The sequence below is a fragment of the Paraburkholderia sp. 22098 genome (genome assembly GCF_052045935.1).
In the GTDB taxonomy this organism is placed as follows: domain Bacteria; phylum Pseudomonadota; class Gammaproteobacteria; order Burkholderiales; family Burkholderiaceae; genus Paraburkholderia; species Paraburkholderia caledonica.
Genome location: NZ_JBQEPV010000001.1, coordinates 355,898 through 375,400, shown reverse-complemented (window position 1 = coordinate 375,400; position 19,503 = coordinate 355,898). Strand labels below are relative to the sequence as shown.

At 63.0% G+C, this 19,503-nt stretch carries 18 protein-coding genes; 4 read left to right on the top strand and 14 right to left on the bottom strand.

Annotation, left to right across the window (positions count from 1 at the left end):
* Positions 1 to 176: 176 nt before the first annotated feature.
* Positions 177 to 1,220: an L-glyceraldehyde 3-phosphate reductase gene (gene mgrA / locus ACTJLB_RS01720; RefSeq protein ID WP_440782267.1), complete on the top strand. Its 1,044-nt coding sequence runs from the start codon at positions 177 to 179 to the stop codon at positions 1,218 to 1,220.
* Positions 1,221 to 1,281: 61 nt separating this feature from the next.
* Here the strand turns inward: mgrA and ACTJLB_RS01715 are convergent, their stop codons facing one another.
* A complete protein-coding gene (locus tag ACTJLB_RS01715) occupies positions 1,282 to 1,467 on the bottom strand; it encodes a hypothetical protein (RefSeq protein ID WP_020067230.1) in 186 nt (61 codons plus the stop codon).
* Between the two features lie 308 nt (positions 1,468 to 1,775).
* The gene (locus ACTJLB_RS01710; protein WP_440782266.1) at positions 1,776 to 2,981 is read right to left on the bottom strand and encodes an MFS transporter; all 1,206 of its coding nucleotides are present in this window, start codon (positions 2,979 to 2,981) and stop codon (positions 1,776 to 1,778) included.
* 445 nt (positions 2,982 to 3,426) lie between these two features.
* Here ACTJLB_RS01710 and ACTJLB_RS01705 point away from each other — a divergent pair, with 445 nt between their 5' ends.
* From ACTJLB_RS01705 to ACTJLB_RS01695, 3 genes are all read left to right on the top strand, one after another.
* The gene (locus tag ACTJLB_RS01705) at positions 3,427 to 3,639 is read left to right on the top strand and encodes a hypothetical protein (protein ID WP_006050502.1); all 213 of its coding nucleotides are present in this window, start codon (positions 3,427 to 3,429) and stop codon (positions 3,637 to 3,639) included.
* Positions 3,640 to 3,737: 98 nt separating this feature from the next.
* Positions 3,738 to 4,763, top strand: a complete 1,026-nt coding sequence (locus ACTJLB_RS01700) for a serine/threonine protein kinase (protein WP_440782265.1) — start codon at positions 3,738 to 3,740, stop codon at positions 4,761 to 4,763.
* Between the two features lie 249 nt (positions 4,764 to 5,012).
* Positions 5,013 to 5,753 carry a PepSY-associated TM helix domain-containing protein gene (locus ACTJLB_RS01695; RefSeq protein ID WP_020067226.1) on the top strand — a complete coding sequence of 247 codons (741 nt, stop codon included), beginning with the start codon at positions 5,013 to 5,015 and terminating at the stop codon, positions 5,751 to 5,753.
* A 53-nt stretch (positions 5,754 to 5,806) separates the two neighbouring features.
* Here the strand turns inward: ACTJLB_RS01695 and ACTJLB_RS01690 are convergent, their stop codons facing one another.
* From ACTJLB_RS01690 to ACTJLB_RS01635, 12 genes are all read right to left on the bottom strand, one after another.
* Positions 5,807 to 6,829: an XdhC family protein gene (locus ACTJLB_RS01690; RefSeq protein WP_020067225.1), complete on the bottom strand. Its 1,023-nt coding sequence runs from the start codon at positions 6,827 to 6,829 to the stop codon at positions 5,807 to 5,809.
* On the bottom strand, positions 6,802 to 7,410 hold the full coding sequence (locus ACTJLB_RS01685) for a CoxG family protein (RefSeq protein ID WP_087751722.1): 609 nt from the start codon (positions 7,408 to 7,410) through the stop codon (positions 6,802 to 6,804). Before ACTJLB_RS01685 ends, ACTJLB_RS01690 begins: the two co-directional genes overlap by 28 nt.
* Positions 7,401 to 8,663 (bottom strand): vWA domain-containing protein, encoded by a 1,263-nt coding sequence (locus ACTJLB_RS01680; RefSeq protein ID WP_440782263.1) that lies wholly within the window; start codon positions 8,661 to 8,663, stop codon positions 7,401 to 7,403. Before ACTJLB_RS01680 ends, ACTJLB_RS01685 begins: the two co-directional genes overlap by 10 nt.
* 5 nt (positions 8,664 to 8,668) lie before the next feature.
* Positions 8,669 to 9,556 (bottom strand): AAA family ATPase, encoded by an 888-nt coding sequence (locus ACTJLB_RS01675; protein WP_440782262.1) that lies wholly within the window; start codon positions 9,554 to 9,556, stop codon positions 8,669 to 8,671.
* A gap of 173 nt (positions 9,557 to 9,729) precedes the next feature.
* Positions 9,730 to 10,527 carry an FAD binding domain-containing protein gene (locus tag ACTJLB_RS01670; protein ID WP_440782261.1) on the bottom strand — a complete coding sequence of 266 codons (798 nt, stop codon included), beginning with the start codon at positions 10,525 to 10,527 and terminating at the stop codon, positions 9,730 to 9,732.
* Between the two features lie 22 nt (positions 10,528 to 10,549).
* Positions 10,550 to 12,937, bottom strand: coding sequence for a xanthine dehydrogenase family protein molybdopterin-binding subunit (locus tag ACTJLB_RS01665; RefSeq protein WP_440782260.1), 2,388 nt, complete (start codon positions 12,935 to 12,937; stop codon positions 10,550 to 10,552).
* Between the two features lie 10 nt (positions 12,938 to 12,947).
* Positions 12,948 to 13,490 (bottom strand): (2Fe-2S)-binding protein, encoded by a 543-nt coding sequence (locus ACTJLB_RS01660; protein ID WP_440782259.1) that lies wholly within the window; start codon positions 13,488 to 13,490, stop codon positions 12,948 to 12,950.
* Between the two features lie 168 nt (positions 13,491 to 13,658).
* Positions 13,659 to 15,050 (bottom strand): amino acid permease, encoded by a 1,392-nt coding sequence (locus ACTJLB_RS01655; protein WP_020067217.1) that lies wholly within the window; start codon positions 15,048 to 15,050, stop codon positions 13,659 to 13,661.
* Between the two features lie 192 nt (positions 15,051 to 15,242).
* The gene (gene rqpR / locus ACTJLB_RS01650) at positions 15,243 to 15,899 is read right to left on the bottom strand and encodes a response regulator transcription factor RqpR (RefSeq protein ID WP_088176113.1); all 657 of its coding nucleotides are present in this window, start codon (positions 15,897 to 15,899) and stop codon (positions 15,243 to 15,245) included.
* A gap of 10 nt (positions 15,900 to 15,909) precedes the next feature.
* A complete protein-coding gene (locus ACTJLB_RS01645) occupies positions 15,910 to 16,770 on the bottom strand; it encodes a sensor histidine kinase (protein WP_440782258.1) in 861 nt (286 codons plus the stop codon).
* A gap of 417 nt (positions 16,771 to 17,187) precedes the next feature.
* Entirely contained in the window at positions 17,188 to 17,958 is a 771-nt protein-coding gene (locus ACTJLB_RS01640; RefSeq protein ID WP_020067214.1) for a ferredoxin--NADP reductase, read from the bottom strand.
* Positions 17,959 to 18,536: 578 nt separating this feature from the next.
* Positions 18,537 to 19,502: an ABC transporter permease gene (locus ACTJLB_RS01635; RefSeq protein ID WP_020067213.1), complete on the bottom strand. Its 966-nt coding sequence runs from the start codon at positions 19,500 to 19,502 to the stop codon at positions 18,537 to 18,539.
* Position 19,503 lies beyond the last annotated feature (1 nt).

Here is a 19,503-nt window from a genome sequence, read left to right as displayed (position 1 = left end):
GGACCCGCAAGCAGTCGTCCATCCTGCATATTGGGCGTCTGCACGCATCCCGTCGATTGGCTACCATATCGGTCTGACCGCACATAAAAACAAACCCACAGCAGCACGCCTCCCGCAGCATGCGATTGCCCATGCCCGCAGATTACCGGGCGACATCACCATCAAGGACACCAGCAATGGCTTACGAAGCAGCTTCAGAACGCTATTCGGACATGCAATACCGCGTGTGCGGCAAATCAGGTCTCAAACTTCCCGCGCTGTCGCTCGGCTTGTGGCACAACTTCGGCGATACGACGCCGCTCTCGACTCAACGCGAAATTCTGCGCGCCGCGTTTGATGTTGGCATCACGCATTTCGATCTCGCGAACAACTACGGGCCGCCGTATGGCAGCGCCGAAACCAACTTCGGCCGCCATTTCAAGGACGACTTCAGACCGTATCGCGACGAGCTGCTGATTTCGTCGAAGGCCGGTTGGGACATGTGGCCCGGTCCGTATGGACAAGGCGGCGGTTCGCGCAAATATGTGCTCGCGAGTCTCGACCAAAGTCTGAAGCGTATGGGCCTCGACTACGTGGACATTTTCTATTCGCATCGTTTCGATGCGCGCACGCCGCTCGAGGAAACCGCCGGCGCACTGGCGAGCGCGGTGCAGCAGGGCAAGGCGCTTTACATCGGCATTTCGTCGTACTCGGCGAGCAAGACGCTCGAAATGGCGAAGCTGCTCGCCGAATACAAAGTGCCGTTGCTAATTCATCAGCCCGCGTACAACATGCTCAATCGCTGGATCGAACAGGATCTGCTCGACACGCTCGAACAGGTCGGTGCGGGCACCATTGCGTTCACGCCGCTCGCACAGGGTCTGCTCACCGGCAAGTATCTGAACGGCGTGCCGCAAGACGCGCGGGTCAACAAGCCGGGCGGCGGTTCGCTGAAAGAGGAGCATTTGAGCGCGCAGAACATCGAGCATGTACGCAAGCTGAACGATATCGCTCAGCGTCGCGGACAAAGCCTCGCGCAAATGGCGCTTGCGTGGGCGTTGCGCGATCCGCGCGTGACCTCGGTGCTGATCGGCGCGAGCCGTGCCGAACAGGTGCGCGAGAACGTCGGCGCGCTGAAGAACCTCGCGTTCTCGAAAGAGGAACTCGCGGAGATCGACCGCTATGCGACGGAGGGCGGCGTCAACTTGTGGGAAAAGCCGTCGACGGATCAGGCGGTCTGATTCCGGCGGGGCTGCCGCCATCCAACTGAAAAACGAAAGCCGCCGATCAGGCGGCTTTTTACTATACGAGCGCGGGCAAGCCTTCGACCAGCACGACTGCGAACATTACGCCGAGCAGGGCGCCCAGCACGCGCAGCGCGTTGTGCCGCAATTCCGTCTTGCAAGGAAGCGCGCCTACGAACAATGCCCCGGCGAGCGCCATCGGAATGACCAGAATGAAATCGCCGATCGTGAAATAGGTCGTCATACTCGTCTCCTTTTCTATTGGCGGCGTAATGAGCGGGTCTCGTTCAGAGTCGCACGCTGCAACGCTCGATTTGAGTATAGGTGACGGTGGAGGCGGCGTAGGCGCGTCCGGTACATCCAGGAGGTTTATTCGCAATCCGTAGAACCCAGTCGCCGCAAGGATTCGCGCGATTGTCGCGACGCAGCAAACCCCGTCAGAAACTGTGAAGCGTTTGCTTACGCGCGGCTTACTTTTTCCGGAATTCCAATGCAATGCGAATCACCGGCCGAACTGTGCGATGGAGGCAGTCGCACATTCGCGGAGCAAGCTCAGGCCTGGTCGAGCCGCCGTAACCTCAGCGTCGCCAGCACGCCGATCGCGAGCAGTGCGAAGACCAGTCCAGCAACGCCGTTCCATCCATAACCGGCCCACATGTGGCCGCCGTACGAGCCGACCAGGCTCGAGCCGATGTAGTACGCAAGCAGATACAGCGCGGCCGCCTGGCCTTTCGCCTCTTTGGCAAGTCGCCCGACCCAGCCGCTCGCGACGGCGTGCCCGGCGAAGAAGCCGAACGTCACGCATGCGATCCCGCCGACAATCGCCGAAAGTGGACTCAACATGGTGAGTGCGAGTCCCAGGGCCATCAAAAGCAGGCTTGCCGTCAGCACACGAGCGCGGCCGAACGTGTCAGCCATGCGCCCCGACCACGGCGAGGCGATCACGCCCGTCAGATACACCACGAAGATCGCGCCGATCTCGGTTTGACTCAACCGGTACGGTGGCGCGAGCAACCGGTAGCCAATGTAGTTGTACAGCGTGACGAAGCTGCCCATCAGCACGAAGCCAAGCAGGAACAACATGGGCAGACCCGGCCGCCTGAATTGCCTGACGAGCGCGCTGCGATGATGCGTGAAGCCCAGCCCGCGCCGCGGCACGAAATGGCGCGACGGCGGTAGCAGTGAGCGAAACGCGAGCATCGACAGAATGCCGAGCACGCCAATGGTTCCGATTGCAACGCGCCATGAAAACAGATCGGCGACGATGCCCGTAATCACGCGCCCCGCCATCCCGCCGATTGCCGTGCCGCCGACGTAGAGGCCCATTGCAAGACCGAGGCCGTCCGGGTGCACTTCTTCCGCGAGATAAGCCATCGCGACGGCCGGCACACCGCCGAGCGCGAGACCTTCGAGCGCGCGCAGCACGAGCAATTGGTGCCATTGCGGCGCGATCGACACGCCGATGGTGAGGAGCGCGGAGACGGTGAGCGACATCGTCATCAGCTTGTGACGGCTCCAACCTTCGGAGACGAAGCCGGCCATGAAGATGGCGACTGCTAGCGCTGCTGTCGTGAACGAGACAGTAAGACTGCTTTGCGCGGGCGTCACGTTGAATGCCGCTGAAAACGACGGCAGCAGCGGCTGCACGCAATAGAGCAACGAAAACGTGGCGTAGCCCGCGAACAGCAACGCAATGCTGGCGCGCCAGTAAGCACGGGTGCCGCGTTCGAGATAAGGCGTGTCGGAGGTATTGGGCACGGCAGAAAGCAAAGAGCAGAAGGCGGAACGAAGCAGATGAACAACCGGCAGCGATGTATCAGGCGCGGCGCGATGGCGGCCGTCACGCGCGAGACGACGCTCGTGCAAAACAGTTAAGGATACGCTGAAAATGGCGCCTGCGTGCGCCGCAACGCACGCGTCGCGCAGACGCCGCACGTTTTTGATATCTCTGCCCACGAGGGTTTATGATGGTCTCGTCGCGATGCCGCGCGTCTCGACGAATCAAGCGAAACGACGGGTGAAGCGCCCTCAGTTCCCGCTTTCCAAGGCCCCGCAAAACGGGAACAATGACTCGAAGCTCTCACGCGTATTCACGCGCAGCTGTTTGGGTGCGTACGCAACGTTACCGGCGAAGCGGCGCTTTTATCATCACCTTGACCGGCGCGAACTTATAAAGCCGGCTATGGGAGAACGGGGAAACATCATGCAAATCGGTTCCATTGTCCGATCAGTGCATATCGCCGTGCCGCAGGGCGCGCGCGGAATCGTCATGCGCATTCTCGGCGACATGGCCATGGTGGCGTGGTATGCCGGCGAGCCCGGCGCTTCGCCGCAACTGAACACTGAACCCTTTTTCCTCGAAGACCTTATCGACACCGGCGAACTCGTGCGTCCGTCAAGCGCGCAGATGCATTGAAGCGATTACCGTTTGGCGCGTCTGTCGCGTGACGGCAGACGCGTGCCCCATGTTCACTCGCACTCGTCTTTGACGGCGGCGCGGCGCACAATGCGGGCATGAACGACATTCTCGATACACAGGACGGCGCAGACCGCGCCGTGCCTTTCGCCCGGCTCCAGCCGGAAATCGTGCTCGACGCGCTCGACAGCGTGCTCGCCACAGTCGGCGTACGTACCGACGGCCGTATGTTGCCGCTCAACAGCTACGAGAACCGCGTGTATCAGGTGGGCGTCGAAGACGGCCCGCCCGTCGTTGCGAAGTTCTATCGTCCTGAGCGCTGGAGCGACGCCGCCATTCTCGAAGAACACGCGTTCGTTGCCGAACTGGCCGCGCGGGAGATTCCCGCTGTGCCGGCGCGTGCGTACGAGGGCCGCACGCTGCATACCTTCGATGGTTTCCGTTTCTCGATCTTCGAGCGCCGCGGCGGACGCGCGCCCGATCTCGACCGGCGAGCTACGCTTGAATGGCTTGGGCGTTTCATCGGCCGCATTCACGCGGTTGGGCAGACGCAAGACTACACGGAGCGTCCCACGCTCGACAGTCAAACGTTCGGCTATGAACCGCGCGATTTCCTGCTCGCGCACCGCTTCATACCCGACGACGTGCGCGCTGCCTGGGAAACTGTCGTCAATCTGGCGCTGGAAGGCGTGGAGCGTGCATTTGAGCGGGCCGGCGAGATCCGCATGCTCCGCATGCACGGCGACTGTCATCCGAGCAACGTGTTGTGGACCGACTCGGGCCCGCATTTCGTCGACTTCGACGACAGCCGCATGGGTCCGGCCGTGCAGGACCTGTGGCTGCTGCTGCCCGGCGAGCGCGCTGAGGCATCGCGCGCGCTGGCGGATCTGCTCTCCGGTTACGAAGACTTCTGCGACTTCGAGCCGCGTGAACTGCATCTGGTCGAAGCGCTGCGCACACTGCGGCTGATTCATTACCAGGCGTGGCTCGCGCGCCGTTGGGACGATCCGGCGTTTCCGGCAGCGTTTCCGTGGTTCAACACGCAACGTTATTGGGAAGATCGCATCCTCGAAATGCGCGAGCAACTCGGCGCGATGCAGGAAGGGCCTTTGTGGCCGGTGTGAGCTTTTTGCCGCGATTGAGCAAAAGCGCCAGTTGTGTAATGATAGCCATTCTCAATTGAAGGGCATCGCCAGCTTCCTGTCACATTTCTCCTCCTCTGTGACTGCCAGCCAGCCTTTCAACAGGACGGCTCTGGACCGCAAGCCGGAGCTGTCCGCTCTCTCCCTCAGAAATTCCGTCGCCGCCCGTCTCTGAGCGCGCTCCTGTCTGCGCGCGGTCGGCGGCTCAACCTGCCGTGCCTGGAGCATGATGTGAACGCGCCTGATTCGATCGATATGAAACCTGCTGCCAATGGCGCTTCGCGATATGTCGCCCATGAACAGCGGCCCGGCCATCATCTGATGGACGACGCAGAGCAGGCGGCACGGCGTCAGCGTTCGCGGCGCGCGAACTTCATTAAGTGGCTGCGCAAGGTGCATGGCTGGGTTGGCTTGTGGGGCGCGGTGCTCGGACTCCTGTTCGGCGCAACCGGCTTCCTGCTGAACCATCGCGCGGGGCCGATGAAGGTATCGACCGGACAACCGCAGGTCGAAGAATTGCAAATGGCCGTGCCCGAAAAGCCGTTTCATTCGCCGATGGACATGGCGAAGTGGCTCAAGGGCGAACTGAAGATCGACGGTAAGCCTGGCAGGATGAAGCGCGAGCCGGCGCATCCCGTGGCTTGGGGCGATCGCAGCACGATTCAGCCCGAGTTCTGGCAGATTGCGTTCGCCGCGCCCACGCAGAACGTGCAGGCCGAGTACTGGGTCGGCAACGGCTTCGTCGCGGTCAAACGCACGCAGAATTCCTTCCTCGCGACGATGACCAATCTGCACAAGGGCGTGGGTTTGAGCATCGGATGGATGCTGCTGGTCGATACGATTGCCGGCTCGCTGATCCTGCTTTCGCTGACCGGCGTGCTGTTGTGGACCGAACTGAACAAGCGCCGTGTGGTGGGCGTGGTGCTGATCGGCGGATCGGTGATTGCCGCCGTGGTTTGCGGAATGATGTAAGCCGCCGGGCGTCGCGCCAGCCATGTGGCTGAACGCCCGGGGTGTTCAGACGACTACGCGCTGCAGGCTTCCCCGCCGGACGCCGCAATCTCGCGCGCTGCCTTCGCACCCTCGACCTGAAGCAGTGTGGGCAACGAAACGCCGTTTTTCGCCGCCGTCACTTCGGCGAGAATCGACACAGCAATTTCAGGCGGGGTGCGGCTGCCGATATAAATGCCGACCGGCCCATGCAATCGCGCCAGTTCCGTGTCGCTCAGGTCGAACTCTTTGAGCCGCTCGCGACGCGCCTGATTATTGCGCCTCGAACCCAGCGCGCCGACGTAGAACGCCGGCGTCTTGAGCGCTTCCATCAATGCCAGATCGTCGAGCTTCGGGTCGTGTGTGAGCGCAATGACCGCGCAGCGCTCATCGAGCTTCATGTCGAGCACGGTGTCGTCCGGCATGGTCCGCACGATCTTCGTGCCGGGGATGTTCCACTCTTCGGTGTACTCCTCGCGCGGGTCGCAGACCGTTACCTGATAGTCGAGACCCACTGCAATATTGCACAGATAGCGCGACAACTGTCCCGCGCCGATCACGAGCATGCGGTAACGCGGACCGTGAATCGTCAATAGACGCTCGCCGTCGAAAAGCACGCCGTCTGTCGCGAGCGCTTTGCCGAGCCGCGCCTCACCCGAATTCATGTTCAGTTCGCGCGCCACGAGGCGGCCTTCTTCCACGGCATTGCAGAGTTCGGCGATACCGCTTTGCGGCGTCAACGGTTCGAGCACCAGTTGGATCGTGCCGCCACAAGGCAGTCCGAAGCGATGCGCCTCTTCTGCCGAGATGCCGTATTTCACGGCCTCGGGATGCGCCTGCTCGATGCCCCGCTGCCGCACGCGATCGATCAGGTCGTCTTCGATGCAGCCGCCCGACACCGAGCCGACTACGAGTCCGTCGTCGCGCACCGCGAGCATCGCGCCCTCGGGGCGCGGCGACGAGCCCCACGTTTTCACCACCGTCACCAGTAGCGCGCGATGTCCCTCTTCCAGCCAACGTGCACTGGATTTCAGGACTTCGAGATCCACGCTGTCCATGATTTCTTCCTCTTCGTTGCATCGCCGCCGGACTCGCCGTCCGCGGCCTCGGTCGATGCCGTATTGTGCCCCTCCGCGTCGGCGGCTGCAGCGCCGCCGGCATCTTCAGGGTTTTCATCGCTGACGGCACCGGCGCCTTCGCCATCGAATCGTGCGCCGAAGCGCTTGAAAAACTCGCCGGCGATCTTGCGCGCCGCGCCATCGACGAGCCGCGAGCCGATCTGCGCGAGCTTCCCGCCGACCTGCGCGTTCGCGGTGTAGCTGAGCTTCGTCGCTGCTTCGCCGTCGGCTTCGAGCGTGACTCGCGCGTTGCCCTTCGCGAAGCCAGCCGCGCCGCCCTGGCCTTCGAACACGATGTTGTACGCGTTGGGCGCGTCGATATCGGTCAGTTGCATGCGGCCTTTGAAGCGCGCCTTGACCGGGCCGACCGCGGCGCTCAACGCCACCAGGTACGCATTCTCGCCGTCCGGGTCGATGCTTTCGCAGCCCGGAATGCAGGCGCGCAAAACCTCGGTGTCGTTCAGTGCATCCCACGTACGCTGCTGCGAAACCGGCAGCGTATGAGTTTCGGTCAGTTCCATGGACTTGCTCCTGCGGTTGACGTGGCAGCAACTTCCCGACGCGGCGCGCGCGTGAGTTGCGCGAGGTCGCGGCCGAATGCGGCCAGGCTGTCTAGATTATGAACCGGACGATGCGCGTCGACGTAGGGCAGGATCGCCTGAACGCCGCGCGCCTTCGGAGAAAAGCCGCTGAAACGCAGCAGCGGATTAAGCCATACGATACGGTGCGCGAAGCGACGCAGGCGGGCCATTTCCATCTGGAGGACGTCGATCGCTTCGTGATCGAGGCCGTCGGTCACGAGCAGCACCGTTGCGCGACCAGTCAGCACGCGCCGCGCCCAGCGCCGGTTGAATTCAGCGAGCGCCGCACCGATTCTCGTGCCGCCCGACCAGTCGACGACCTGTTCGGTGAGCGCGGCAATCGCCACATCCGGATCGCGCTCGCGCAATGCGCGGGTCGCGTTGGTAAGGCGTGTGCCGAACAGAAAAACCTGCAGGCGTTCACGCGACTGCACGAGCGCGTGGCAGAAATACAGCACCGCGCGCGAATAACTGCTCATCGAACCGGATATGTCGAGCATCAGAACCAGCGGCGGCTTGCGCTCGACCACCGCGCGATATTTCCACACGGTCCAGTCGCCGCCCGCGCGCACCGCCTGCCGCGCACTCGCGCGCAGGTCCGCATGCGTACCATGCGACGCGGCCTTGAGGCGGCGTGTCGGCTCCTTCGCAAGCGGCAGACGCTGAGCGCGGATCAGATGGCGCAGCGTGCGCCATTCATCGGCGGAGAGGGTGTCGAAATCGCGATGACGCAGCCGCTCTTCCGCGCTGAAGGTGACGTGCGCGCGCAATTCCTGCCGCTCGGTTTCCTGCGGGCTGTGCGTGTGCGGCGAGGGCGGCGCGCGGACCGCCAGCGCGTCGGCGAGACGGTTATTGCGTCTTGGCGGCGGAAGGCCGTCGCGGACCTTCGGCAGAAGCAGCGCACGCAGCTTCCCTTCCCAATCCGGATCCCGCCAGAACAGATCGAATGCGGCATTGAAAAGCTCGCGCTCGTCGGGCGCGGAGACGAGCGACGCGGCTAGCGCTGCGCGCACGTCGTCGCGGCGGCTCAAGTCGATCCAGTGCAGCGCGGCGAGCGCATCGACGGCGTGTGCGGGCGACATCGGTAGGCCCGCGCCGCGCAGCACGCGCACGAAATGCACCACGTTGCGAGCGAGCGTTGCCGGTCCGGCAGGAAGCGGCGCTGTCTCGTCTGCGGAGGGTGGCGTCGTCATGCCCGCTACCCCGGCGCGGCGAGACACTGCGCGATCTGGTCCGCGTCGACACGCGCCAGATCGTCCTGATACTTGAGCAGTACACCTAGCGTGTTCTGCACCGATTGCGGATCGAGTTCCGTGACCGACAGTGCTTCGAGCGCGCGGCACCAGTCGATTGTTTCGGCGATACCCGGCGCCTTGAACAGGTCCATGCCGCGCAGACGGTGCACGAAATCGACCGCGCGCCGCTGCAACTCCGCCGATGTCTTCGGCGCACGCGCCGCGACAATTTCAAGTTCGCGATCGCGCTCCGGATAGCCGATCCACTGATAGAGACAACGGCGTTTCAACGCGTCGTGCACTTCGCGCGTGCGGTTCGACGTCATCACGACGAGCGGCGGTTGCGTTGCGCGCACGGTGCCGTACTCGGGAATCGACACCTGGAAGTCGGAGAGCAGTTCGAGCAGGAACGCTTCGAACGGTTCATCTGCGCGGTCGATTTCGTCGATCAGCAGCACGCGCCGCGCGCCCGGATGATTTTCGTCGGGCATCAGCGCTTGCAACAACGGACGCTTGAGCAGGAATTCGCCGCGATACAGGGTGTCGTTATCGGGCCGTTGACCGGCGGCTTCCGCGAGACGCAACGCCATGATCTGACGCGGATAGTCCCATTCGTATAGCGCGCTGGCCGTGTCGAGCCCTTCATAACATTGCAGCCGCAGCATCGACGTATCGAGCATGCCGGCGGCGGCCTTCGCAAGTTCCGTCTTGCCGACGCCCGGCTCGCCTTCGACGAACAACGGCCGGTCCATACACAGCGCGAGATACAACGCAGTCGCAAGCTCGCGGCTCGCGAAGTAGTTCTGAGCGGCGAGTTGCGCGAGGGTGTCGTCGATTGAAACGGGGTGCATGGCGTTCCTGAATCTGCGCGCTGTCTGCTCGTCAAATGCAGCGTCAATGAAACGTGAAGCGCGTTCGTTGCGCGATATAGCATGCGCTGGCGAATGCGAGCGACTGACGTGTGCGAGCGACTGACGTGCGCGAGCTACACGCTCGACACGTCAGCAGCCAATAGCAAGCAAGACTAAGCGTTTGCCTTCGCTACCGCTCGCGCCGCCAGAACGGGGATCAGATGCGCGCGATACTCGGCGCTCGCGTGCATGTCGTCGTTCAGATTCGCCGACGGCACACTGACCGCTCGCGCCGACTCCGGCGTGAAGTTCGCCGACAACGCGCTTTCCAGTTCGGGCACGCGAAAGACAGACGCCGCCGCGCCCGTCACCGCAACACGCACGCCGCTAGCGAACTTCGCGACGAACACGCCGACGAGCGCGAAATGCGACGCCGGATTGCGGAATTTCTCGTAGGCGGCGCGCTCGGGAACGGGAAATTCAACGGAGACGATCAACTCGTCCGGCTCCAGTGCCGTCTCGTACATGCCGACGAAAAAGTCGCTCGATGCAATGCGCCGACGCTGCGTGACGATGGTTGCGTCCAATCCCATTGCAGCAGCTGGATAGCACGCGGCGGGATCGTTGTTGGCAAGCGAGCCCCCCAGCGTGCCGAGCGCGCGCACCTGACGGTCGCCGATGTGCGCGGCGAGATCCGCGAGCGCCGGCGACACGCGCCGCAACTCGGCGTGATCGGCTACATCGGCATGGCAGACGGCCGCGCCGATCGTGACCAGATTTGCGTCGACGTCGATCGACTTGAGCGCGGGAATGCGCGTCACGTCGATCAGTTGCGAGGGCTGCGCGAGACGCAGCCGCATGGTGGGCAACAGGCTCTGACCGCCGGCGAGAAACTTGGCGTCGCTGTCGGCAGAAATGGCTGCGGCGGCCGCTTGCGGATCCGTCGCGCGTTGATACTCGAATGAATACATGTCGAATGCTCCGCTCAGGGTCTCAATGGGCTGCCTGCTTGGCGGCGTGAATCGCCGACCATACGCGATGTGGCGTTGCCGGCATTTGCAGATCGGTCACGCCCAAGGGCGCGAGCGCGTCGATGATCGCGTTGATCACCGCCGGCGGCGAACCGATCGCGCCCGCTTCGCCACAGCCTTTGACGCCGAGCGGATTGTGTGTGCACGGCGTGCCCTTCGCGGTTTCCACGGTGAAGTCGGGAAGGTCCGACGCATGCGGCATTGCGTAGTCCATATACGAGCCCGACATCAGTTGACCGCTCTCGTTGTCGTACACGCAGCGTTCGAGCATGGCTTGCCCGATGCCTTGACCGAGTCCGCCATGAACCTGGCCTTCCACGATCATCGGATTGATCACGTTGCCGAAATCGTCCACCGCGGTGAACTGCTGGATCCGGCACACGCCGGTATCCGGATCGACTTCCACTTCGCAGATGTACGCGCCCGATGGATAAGTGAAATTGCTCGGATCGTAGAACGCGCTTTCTTCGAGGCCGGGTTCGAGCACGTCGAGCGGATAGTTGTGCGGCACGTAAGCAGCGAGCGAAATTTCGGCGAAGGCCTTGGTGCGATCCGTGCCCGCGACCCGGAACACGCCGTCTTTGAATTCGATGTCTTCCGCCGCGGCTTCGAGCAGATGCGCGGCAATTTTCTTCGCCTTGGTTTCGATCTTGTCGAGCGCCTTCATGATCGCCGAGCCGCCCACCGCGATCGAGCGTGAGCCATACGTGCCCATGCCGAACGGAATGCGGCCGGTGTCGCCGTGCACGATCTCGACGCTTTCGAGCGGAAGACCGAGCCGGTCCGCGACCACTTGCGCGAAGGTCGTTTCGTGACCCTGGCCGTGACTATGCGAGCCGGTGAACACGGTGACCGAACCGGTCGGATGCACGCGAATCTGCCCGACTTCGAAGAGGCCCGCGCGAGCGCCCAACGCGCTGGCAATATTCGACGGTGCGAGTCCGCATGCTTCGATGTAGCACGAGTAACCCAGGCCGCGCCGCTTGCCGTTCCGTTCGGATTCCTGCCTGCGCGCTTCGAAGCCTTTCACATCGGCGAGTTCGAGCGAGCGCGCGAGGATCGTCTCGTAGTCGCCGGTGTCGTAGGTGAGGCCGACCGGCGTCGCATAAGGAAATTCGCGGATGAAATTGCGGCGGCGAATTTCTGCCGGATCGAGCTTCATCTCGCGCGCGGCGGTCTCGACCAGACGCTCGACAACATAGGTCGCTTCCGGACGGCCCGCACCGCGATACGCATCGACGGGAACGGTGTTGGTGAAAACGGCTTTCACTTCCGCGTAGATCGCGGGTGTCGCGTACTGACCCGCGAGCAGCGTCGCGTAGAGGATGGTCGGCACGCTCGAAGCGAACGTAGACAAATACGCACCCATGTTCGCGATCGTGTGAATGCGCATGGCGAGGAACTTGCCGTCGGCATCCATTGCCAGCTCGGCTTTCGTCACGTGGTCGCGGCCATGCGCATCCGACAGGAAAGCTTCCGAGCGTTCGGCGGTCCATTTCACGGGGCGGCGAATTTTCTTCGACGCCCATGTCAGCGCGACGTCTTCCGCATACAGGAAAATTTTCGAACCGAAGCCGCCGCCGACGTCCGGCGCGATCACGCGCAGTTTCGACTCGGGCAACGACAACACGAAAGCGGCCATGAGTAGACGCTCGACGTGCGGATTCTGATTGGCGACGTAAAGCGTGTAGCTGTCGTCCTGCGACGAATAGCTGGCATTCACGGCGCGCGGCTCGATCGCGTTCGGCACGAGGCGGTTGTTCACGATGTCGAGCGTCGTGACGTGCGCTGCTTTGGCGAAGGCGGCGTCGGTCGCGGCTTTGTCGCCGTGGCCCCAGTTGTAGCAGACGTTGTCCGGCACTTCGTCGTGAACGGCCGGCTGGCCTGCATCGGCTGCATGCGCGGTATCGACCACAGCGGGCAGAACGTCGTAATCGACTTCGATCAGTTCGGCGGCATCTTTCGCGGCCTTGATCGAATCGGCGATCACGAGTGCGACCTGATCGCCGACGTGTCGCACTTTCGTATGCGCGATGATCGGATGCGGCGGCTCGTTCATCGGCTTGCCGTCGGTGCTGTGGATCAACCAGCCGCACGGCAGGCCGCCGACGTTTTCCGCGGCCATATCCGCGCCGGTAAAGATCGCGACCACACCCGGCGACTGTTTCGCCGCGGTCGTGTCGATGCTGTTGATCTTTGCGTGCGCGTGCGGCGAGCGCAGGAACACTGCGTAGGTTTGCTGAGGTAGCAGGATGTCGTCGGTGTACTGGCCGTTGCCGGTCAGAAACCGGTAGTCTTCCTTACGTTCGACGGAAGCGCCGATCAGGCTGTGAGTTTCGGGTGCGTTCATCGTCGGCTCCTCAGGCGGTGGCCGCTGCGTTGGCGTTTGTCGATGCATTCGCATCGGCATTTGCGGTGGCGTTGGCTGTGCCGGAGGACTTCATCCCTTCGGCGCCCTCGAGCACTGCCTTGACGATGTTGTGGTAGCCAGTGCAGCGGCAGAGATTGCCGTCGAGTTGCGTGCGGACGTCTTCGCCGGTGAGATCTGGCTGACGCTGCACGAGCGAGATCGCGCTCATCACCATGCCGGGTGTACAGAAGCCGCACTGCAGGCCGTGACAGTGTTTGAAGGCGGCTTGCATTGGATGCAGCGCGCCGTCTTTGGCGAGGCCTTCAATGGTGGTGATCTGCGCGCCGTCCGTCTGGGCCGCGAGGATATTGCAGGATTTGATTGCGCGGCCGTCGAGGTGGACGGTGCATGCGCCGCATTGGGCCGTATCGCAGCCGACGTGCGTGCCGGTGAGCCGGAGTTGATCGCGAAGGAACTGCACAAGCAGGGTGCCGGGCTCGACTGAAGCGCTGATGGGCGCGCCGTTCACCGTCAGACTGATGCTGATCGCCATGAAGTCGTCTCCTTATGGGGTGAAACCGGACCGTTTTGTTTTCGCCTTCAGCCTGCCTTCATGGGCCCGATTAGGGTGCTGCGGTTTTTATGAGTCTGCCGAAAAGTAAAGCACAAATCGGGCGGGCGCGCTATGAGGGGTTTTTTGCCCGCCCTCAGCAACCACCCGTTATCTGGCCAGATGCGACCGACGCCGCGAGTAGCCAAAATAAATCACCATTCCGATCAGAAGCCACACTACAAAGGCGACCCACGTCACAGCTTGCAGATTCGCCATCAAAAACACACACGACGCGACGGCGAGCACCGGCACTACCGGCACACCCGGGCAGCGAAACGCCCGTGGCAATTCAGGATGCGTCTTACGCAAGACGAGAACCGCAATCGACACCATCGAGAATGCGGCGAGCGTGCCAATGTTGATCAATTCGGCCAGCACATTCAGCGGCACGAGCGCCCCGATCAGCCCGAAGAAAATGCCGACGAGCCATGTGGTGAAAAACGGCGTCGCGAAGCGCGGATGCACGCGCGAGAGCCGCGCGGGCAGCAAGCCGTCGCGCGACATCGCGAAGATCACGCGGGTCTGGCCGTAAGCCATCACGAGAATCACTGTGAGCATGCCGAGCACCGCGCCAAGGTCGATAAAGCCCGCCACCCATTTTTGCCCCGCGACCTGCAATGCGTACGACACCGGATGCGAAATGTTCGCGAACTGCGCCGACGGCACGATGCCGGTCACGACCGCCGCGACCGCCACGTACAACACCGCGCACACGCCGAGCGACGCAATGATGCCGATGGGCAGATCGCGCTTCGGGTTCTTGACCTCTTCGGCGGCGGATGACACCGAGTCGAAGCCGATGAACGCGAAGAACATCACCGCCGCCGCGCCGAACACGCCGTTCCAGCCGTTCGGCATAAACGGATGCCAGTTGGCCGGCGTCACGTGAAATACGCCCACGGCGATCACCAGCAGCACCACGACCACCTTGATCGCGACCATGATGTTGTTGATCCGCGCGGATTCGCGCACGCCCACCGACAACAAGGCGGTAATCGCCATCATCACGAGGAACGCGGGCAGATTGAAGAGCGTTTCGTGACCAGGCAGCGCGCCGGGCGCCGCCGTCAGTGCGACGGGCAGCGAGACGCCAAAGCCCGACAGCAGCGATTGCAAGTACCCCGACCAGCCAACGGACACAGCCGAGGTGGCGAGCCCATATTCGAGCATCAAATCCCAGCCGATGATCCACGCGGCCAGTTCGCCGAGCGTCGCGTACGAATAGGTGTAGATGGAGCCCGCGACCGGAATGGTCGACGCGAACTCGGCATATGCCAGCGCGGCAAAGCCGCAGGCCACGGCGGCGATCAGAAACGAGACCATCAGCGCAGGGCCTGCCTGCACGGCGCCCGTGCCCGTGAGCACAAAAATGCCGGTGCCGATGATGGCGCCGACGCCGAGAAACGTGAGGTCGAGCGCGCCGAGCGCTTTTTTGAGGCCGGCATTCTGAGCGCTCGTCGCGATCATGTGCTCGACGCTCTTTTTGCGGAAGAGGGACATTGGCGGGGGTCTCCAGTAGTGCACGCGCGTCGCGCGCCGAATGTCGAGGAAACCCGCAATTTTAGCGGATGCGCGCCCTATGCACCTTTTTGGGACGCGCTATTGGACTGCCGTGATCGCCGGTTAATTGCTCAACGTCGGAGTAGCGACGAAAGCGAGAAAGAACCGGCAAGAACGATAACAAGCCGCGGTTCAGCCCGCCATCGCCGGATTCAGGTCGACGAGGCGGTTGCTCATCACGTAGAAAGTGAGTTCCGCGTTGTTGCGCAGCTTCATCTTCTCGAGCAGACGGGTGCGGTACACGCTCACCGTTTTCACCGACAGCGACAGTGCTTCGGCGATGTCGGTCAGCCGTTTGCCCGAAGCGAGCATGCACAGCGTCTGGTATTCACGATCGGAGAGCTTTTCGTGCGGCAGCTGTTCGCCGTCGAACGAGACGTAATCGGCCAGCGCCTCCGCCATCGCCGGGCTCACATACTTGCGGCCCGCAGCGACCTGCTGGATCGCGCCGATCATCTGCGCGGCGTCGACGGTCTTCGACAGATAGCCCGCAGCGCCGGCCTTCAGCGCGCGCACCGCATATTGGTCCTCGCGGTACATCGAGAACATCAGCACCGCCACGCGCGGCGCCTTGCGCTTCAGGCGCTTGAGTACTTCCACGCCGTTCATGTCCGGCAGCGAAATGTCGAGCAACACCACGTCGTAGCTCTGGCTGGCGACGGCGTCGAGCGCTTCGGCGCCGGTCTGCGCCTCGGTGACCTCGCGCGCCACGCCGCGGTCGAGCAGTAATTGACGCACGCCCTGGCGGACCACGGCGTGATCGTCGGCGAGCAGGATGCGCAGACTCATGACTGCTCGCTCACGATTGCACCGCCCGCAGTCCGGCGGCGTACCCGTCCGCGAGCATTGCGTCCCACGCGAAGCGCGCGCGCACGAGCGTGCCGCGCGAGCTTTCGCCGCTGTTACTGCGCGAACCGTCGTTCTTGTCGCGCCGTGCAGTCACGCGCAGCGTGCCGTCGAATGCGGCGCAACGCGCCTTCATTCCGCTCAGGCCGAAATGGCCGCTGCGCCGCTGGGCGTTGCGCGAAACGCCGATGCCGTCGTCGCTGACTATTAGCGTGAGATGGCGGCGGCTTGTCTCGATGCGTACGTCGGCGGATTGGGCGCGTGCATGTTTGGCGATGTTGTTGAGCGCTTCCTGCGCGACGCGAAACACGGCTAGCGCCGCGTCGCCGGGTAGCCGCGTGAGACGGACGTCGGCCGCGCAGACGAAACTCGTGCGCAACTGCGTGCGCGCGGCGAAATCACCGGTCCATTGCGAAAGCGCGCCGACGATGCCCGCTTCCAACGCCGGTGCGTGCAGTTCCGCCACAGCCTGACGCGTTGCAGTGCAGACGGCGTCGAGCGAACGGTTCGCGACGGCGAGCGCGGCCGAGCATTGTGCGGGAGCGTCGGCGGGCAACCATGTTTCCACGCCGGCGAGCGCGAAGCGCGTGGCGGTCAACTCGGCGCCCACGCCGTCGTGCAGTTCGCGCGCAACGTGCCGGCAGGCCGCTTCCTGAGCCCTGACGAGTTCCGTGGAAAGCTCACGCACTCGAGCGCGCAGCCGCGCCAGTTCGCGCTCAGCCGACGCAGCGGTTTCACCGCTCGCGTCGAAACCGCCGCGCAGCAACGGCGTTGGCGAATGGGCGGTTAATCGGACGACAGTCGACGTATCCATGACTTTCTCTCAGCAAGCGGCGCGGACAACGACAGAGTGGCGCATCGGCGCCGCAAAAACGAAAGAATGCATAAGGTCTCAGTACACCCCGGACGGTCCGTATCGGAAAAAGCGCGAGGCAAATTCACTACCGCAAACGTAACGAAATTTACATTCAGTAACAAGCGGGGCGCACCATGAGCGACAACAAAGTCCACCGCCGGTGCGCCGCGATCATATCTTAAAAAGACGAAAAATACAGGCGCACCAAGGGTTAGCGCGAATATTGACAGCAATGACTGACCTCGGTCACGAGCGCTTTTGTAGGAAGAATTCCGACATTAAACGTCAAATGTGTGACGCCTAATTGTAACCACGAAAAAAAAGGAGCCAGAAGGCTCCTTTTACTCGACTTGCGGCGCGGCCGCGACAGTCGTCTTAACCGACAAACGCTTTTTCAACCACGTAGTGGCCCGGCGCGTTGTTGCTGCCTTCCTGGAAGCCCAAGTCGTCGAGCAGTTTGCGCGTGTCGCGCAGCATGTGCGGGCTGCCGCAGAGCATCACACGGTCGTCTTCGAGCGAGAAGCCGGGCACGCCGAGGTCGGCGAACAGCTTTTCGGTTTCGATCAGTTCGGTAATGCGGCCACGGTTCTGGAACGGCTCACGCGTGACGGTGGGGTAATACAGCAGCTTTTCCTGCACCAGTTCGCCGAGGTGCTCGTGCGCCGGCAGGTGGTCGGTGATGTATTCCTTGTATGCCAGTTCGTCGACGAAACGGCAGGTGTGCGTGAGAACGACGCGCTCGTAACGGTCGTAGATGTCCGGATCTTTGATGATCGACATGAACGGCGCGAGGCCCGTGCCCGTGGACAACAGCCACAGCGTCTTGCCCGGCAGCAGGTTGTCGGCCATCAGCGTACCGACCGGCTTTTTGCCGATCAGCACCTGGTCGCCCACCTTCAAATGCTGCAAACGCGACGTGAGCGGGCCGTCCTGCACCTTGATGCTCAGGAATTCGAGATGTTCTTCGTAGTTCGCACTTGCGAGGCTGTAAGCGCGGATCAGCGGCTTGCCATCGACTTCCAGGCCCACCATCGTGAACTGGCCGTTTTCGAAACGGAACGACGGATCGCGCGTGCAGGTGAAGCTGAAAAGCGTATCGGTCCAGTGATGGACGCTCAGGACGGTTTGTGAATTGAGGTTGCTCATGGCTTCTTGGATAGTGCGAAAACAAAGGCGGCCAGTCGTTCAAGCCGGCCGGCACGGCAAGGGCGATGCTGCGCTCACCCGCGAACGGGAAGTGCGCGCAATCCATTATTTTACCGCGCCCGCAGCCGATGGGCCGTGGCGCGGGCGATAGGGCGCGACAAATACAGAGACAAGCGCCGCCAGAAGCGCGGCCAAAAGCAGTGCGGCTGGCACCGATACAGCAGTCCAGGCGACGGTTATCGGCCTGCGGTCATCGAGCGGATTACTGGTTTGAAAGCGCCCGCGCCTGATCTGGGTGAGATCTAAGTCCAATCGGCGGCGGGAAAACCTGGCGTGATGGCAGCCGCGCTTCACCACGGGTACGGCGATGAGCGAACGCCGCGCAGGGCGGTCGCCATTGGCTGTCGGCTTGCGCCGGGTAGGTGCGCCGCGCGGCCAACATTTTCGGGATAATACCGAAACCTGCCGTGCGGCGCAGCATAGACCCTGCCGATAAAGCAGGCAAACGCGTCAGAAAAAAGCCGCTTGGAGCGGCCTGGCGCCAGCTTGGCGCCGCGCTCTGGCCCGTCGACCGCCGCCTAACTCTGCGCGGCTGCCTCGATCCGCTTGTTGCCCCGCTGCTTCAACACTCTTGCTTGCAAGACGATGACGAGCAGCAGAAACACGCCCCGAATCACCGATTGCCAGTACGCCGACAAGCTGATGAACCCGAGGCCGTTCTCGAAGTTCAGCAGATTGAACACGAGGCCGAGCAGCAACACGCCGGCAATCGTCATCGCAATCGAGCCTTCTCCGCCCGTGAGCAGCGTGCCGCCGAGCACCACTGCGGAGATCGCGAACAACTCCCAGCCGACGCCCTCGTTCGGCTGCCCCGCGCCGAACTGCGCGGCCAGGATCACGCCCGCCATGCCGGCAAGCAGGCCGCTGACCGCGTAGGCCATTACGAGCGTGCGGTCCACGTTCAGGCCCATCAGCCGCGCTGCTTCCTCACTTCCGCCGATAGCGAGCGAATGGCGCCCGAAGCGCGTGCTGCGCAGCGCAAGCCAGCCGGCCACGGCGACCAGCGCGGCGACGATCCCGGGAATCGGCAAGCCGAACAGATCGCCTTGGCCGAAATTCGCGAAATTCGAATCCGACGCGATCGACACTGCATCGTTCTTGCCGAGCAGCAACGCGACGCCGTGCGCGCCGAGGCTCGTCGCGAGCGTCACGATGAAGGGCAGAATCTTCAGCCGCGTGATGATGACTCCATTCAGCACGCCGACGGCAAGCCCGGCCGCGCAACCCGCGACCACGGCGACCCAGCCTCCGTGCGCGCTCGCCAGTGCCGCCACGACGCTCGACATGGCCGCAACCGTTCCCACAGACAAGTCGATGCCGCCCGTGATGATCACGAACGCCATGCCGACCGAGATCAGCGCGAACATCGAGTTGTAGCGCCAGAAGGAAGTGATGTTGTACGCCGACGCGAAATGCTCGTAGCGCACGAGGCCGAGCACGACGAGCGCAACCAGCGCGAGCAGGATAGGCAGATTCTTTTTCATC

Coding starts and splice junctions, on each gene's coding strand:
- ACTJLB_RS01715 (WP_020067230.1), bottom strand. CDS start 1,467: ATGACGACCTATTTCACGATCGGCGATTTCATTCTGGTCATTCCGATG.
- ACTJLB_RS01690 (WP_020067225.1), bottom strand. CDS start 6,829: ATGGACAGCGTGGATCTCGAAGTCCTGAAATCCAGTGCACGTTGGCTG.
- ACTJLB_RS01635 (WP_020067213.1), bottom strand. CDS start 19,502: ATGAAAAAGAATCTGCCTATCCTGCTCGCGCTGGTTGCGCTCGTCGTG.
- ACTJLB_RS01640 (WP_020067214.1), bottom strand. CDS start 17,958: ATGAGCAACCTCAATTCACAAACCGTCCTGAGCGTCCATCACTGGACC.
- ACTJLB_RS01685 (WP_087751722.1), bottom strand. CDS start 7,410: ATGGAACTGACCGAAACTCATACGCTGCCGGTTTCGCAGCAGCGTACG.
- ACTJLB_RS01670 (WP_440782261.1), bottom strand. CDS start 10,527: ATGTATTCATTCGAGTATCAACGCGCGACGGATCCGCAAGCGGCCGCC.
- ACTJLB_RS01665 (WP_440782260.1), bottom strand. CDS start 12,937: ATGAACGCACCCGAAACTCACAGCCTGATCGGCGCTTCCGTCGAACGT.
- ACTJLB_RS01645 (WP_440782258.1), bottom strand. CDS start 16,770: ATGGATACGTCGACTGTCGTCCGATTAACCGCCCATTCGCCAACGCCG.
- ACTJLB_RS01660 (WP_440782259.1), bottom strand. CDS start 13,490: ATGGCGATCAGCATCAGTCTGACGGTGAACGGCGCGCCCATCAGCGCT.
- rqpR (WP_088176113.1), bottom strand. CDS start 15,899: ATGAGTCTGCGCATCCTGCTCGCCGACGATCACGCCGTGGTCCGCCAG.
- ACTJLB_RS01705 (WP_006050502.1), top strand. CDS start 3,427: ATGCAAATCGGTTCCATTGTCCGATCAGTGCATATCGCCGTGCCGCAG.
- ACTJLB_RS01680 (WP_440782263.1), bottom strand. CDS start 8,663: ATGACGACGCCACCCTCCGCAGACGAGACAGCGCCGCTTCCTGCCGGA.
- ACTJLB_RS01675 (WP_440782262.1), bottom strand. CDS start 9,556: ATGCACCCCGTTTCAATCGACGACACCCTCGCGCAACTCGCCGCTCAG.
- ACTJLB_RS01655 (WP_020067217.1), bottom strand. CDS start 15,050: ATGTCCCTCTTCCGCAAAAAGAGCGTCGAGCACATGATCGCGACGAGC.
- mgrA (WP_440782267.1), top strand. CDS start 177: ATGGCTTACGAAGCAGCTTCAGAACGCTATTCGGACATGCAATACCGC.
- ACTJLB_RS01700 (WP_440782265.1), top strand. CDS start 3,738: ATGAACGACATTCTCGATACACAGGACGGCGCAGACCGCGCCGTGCCT.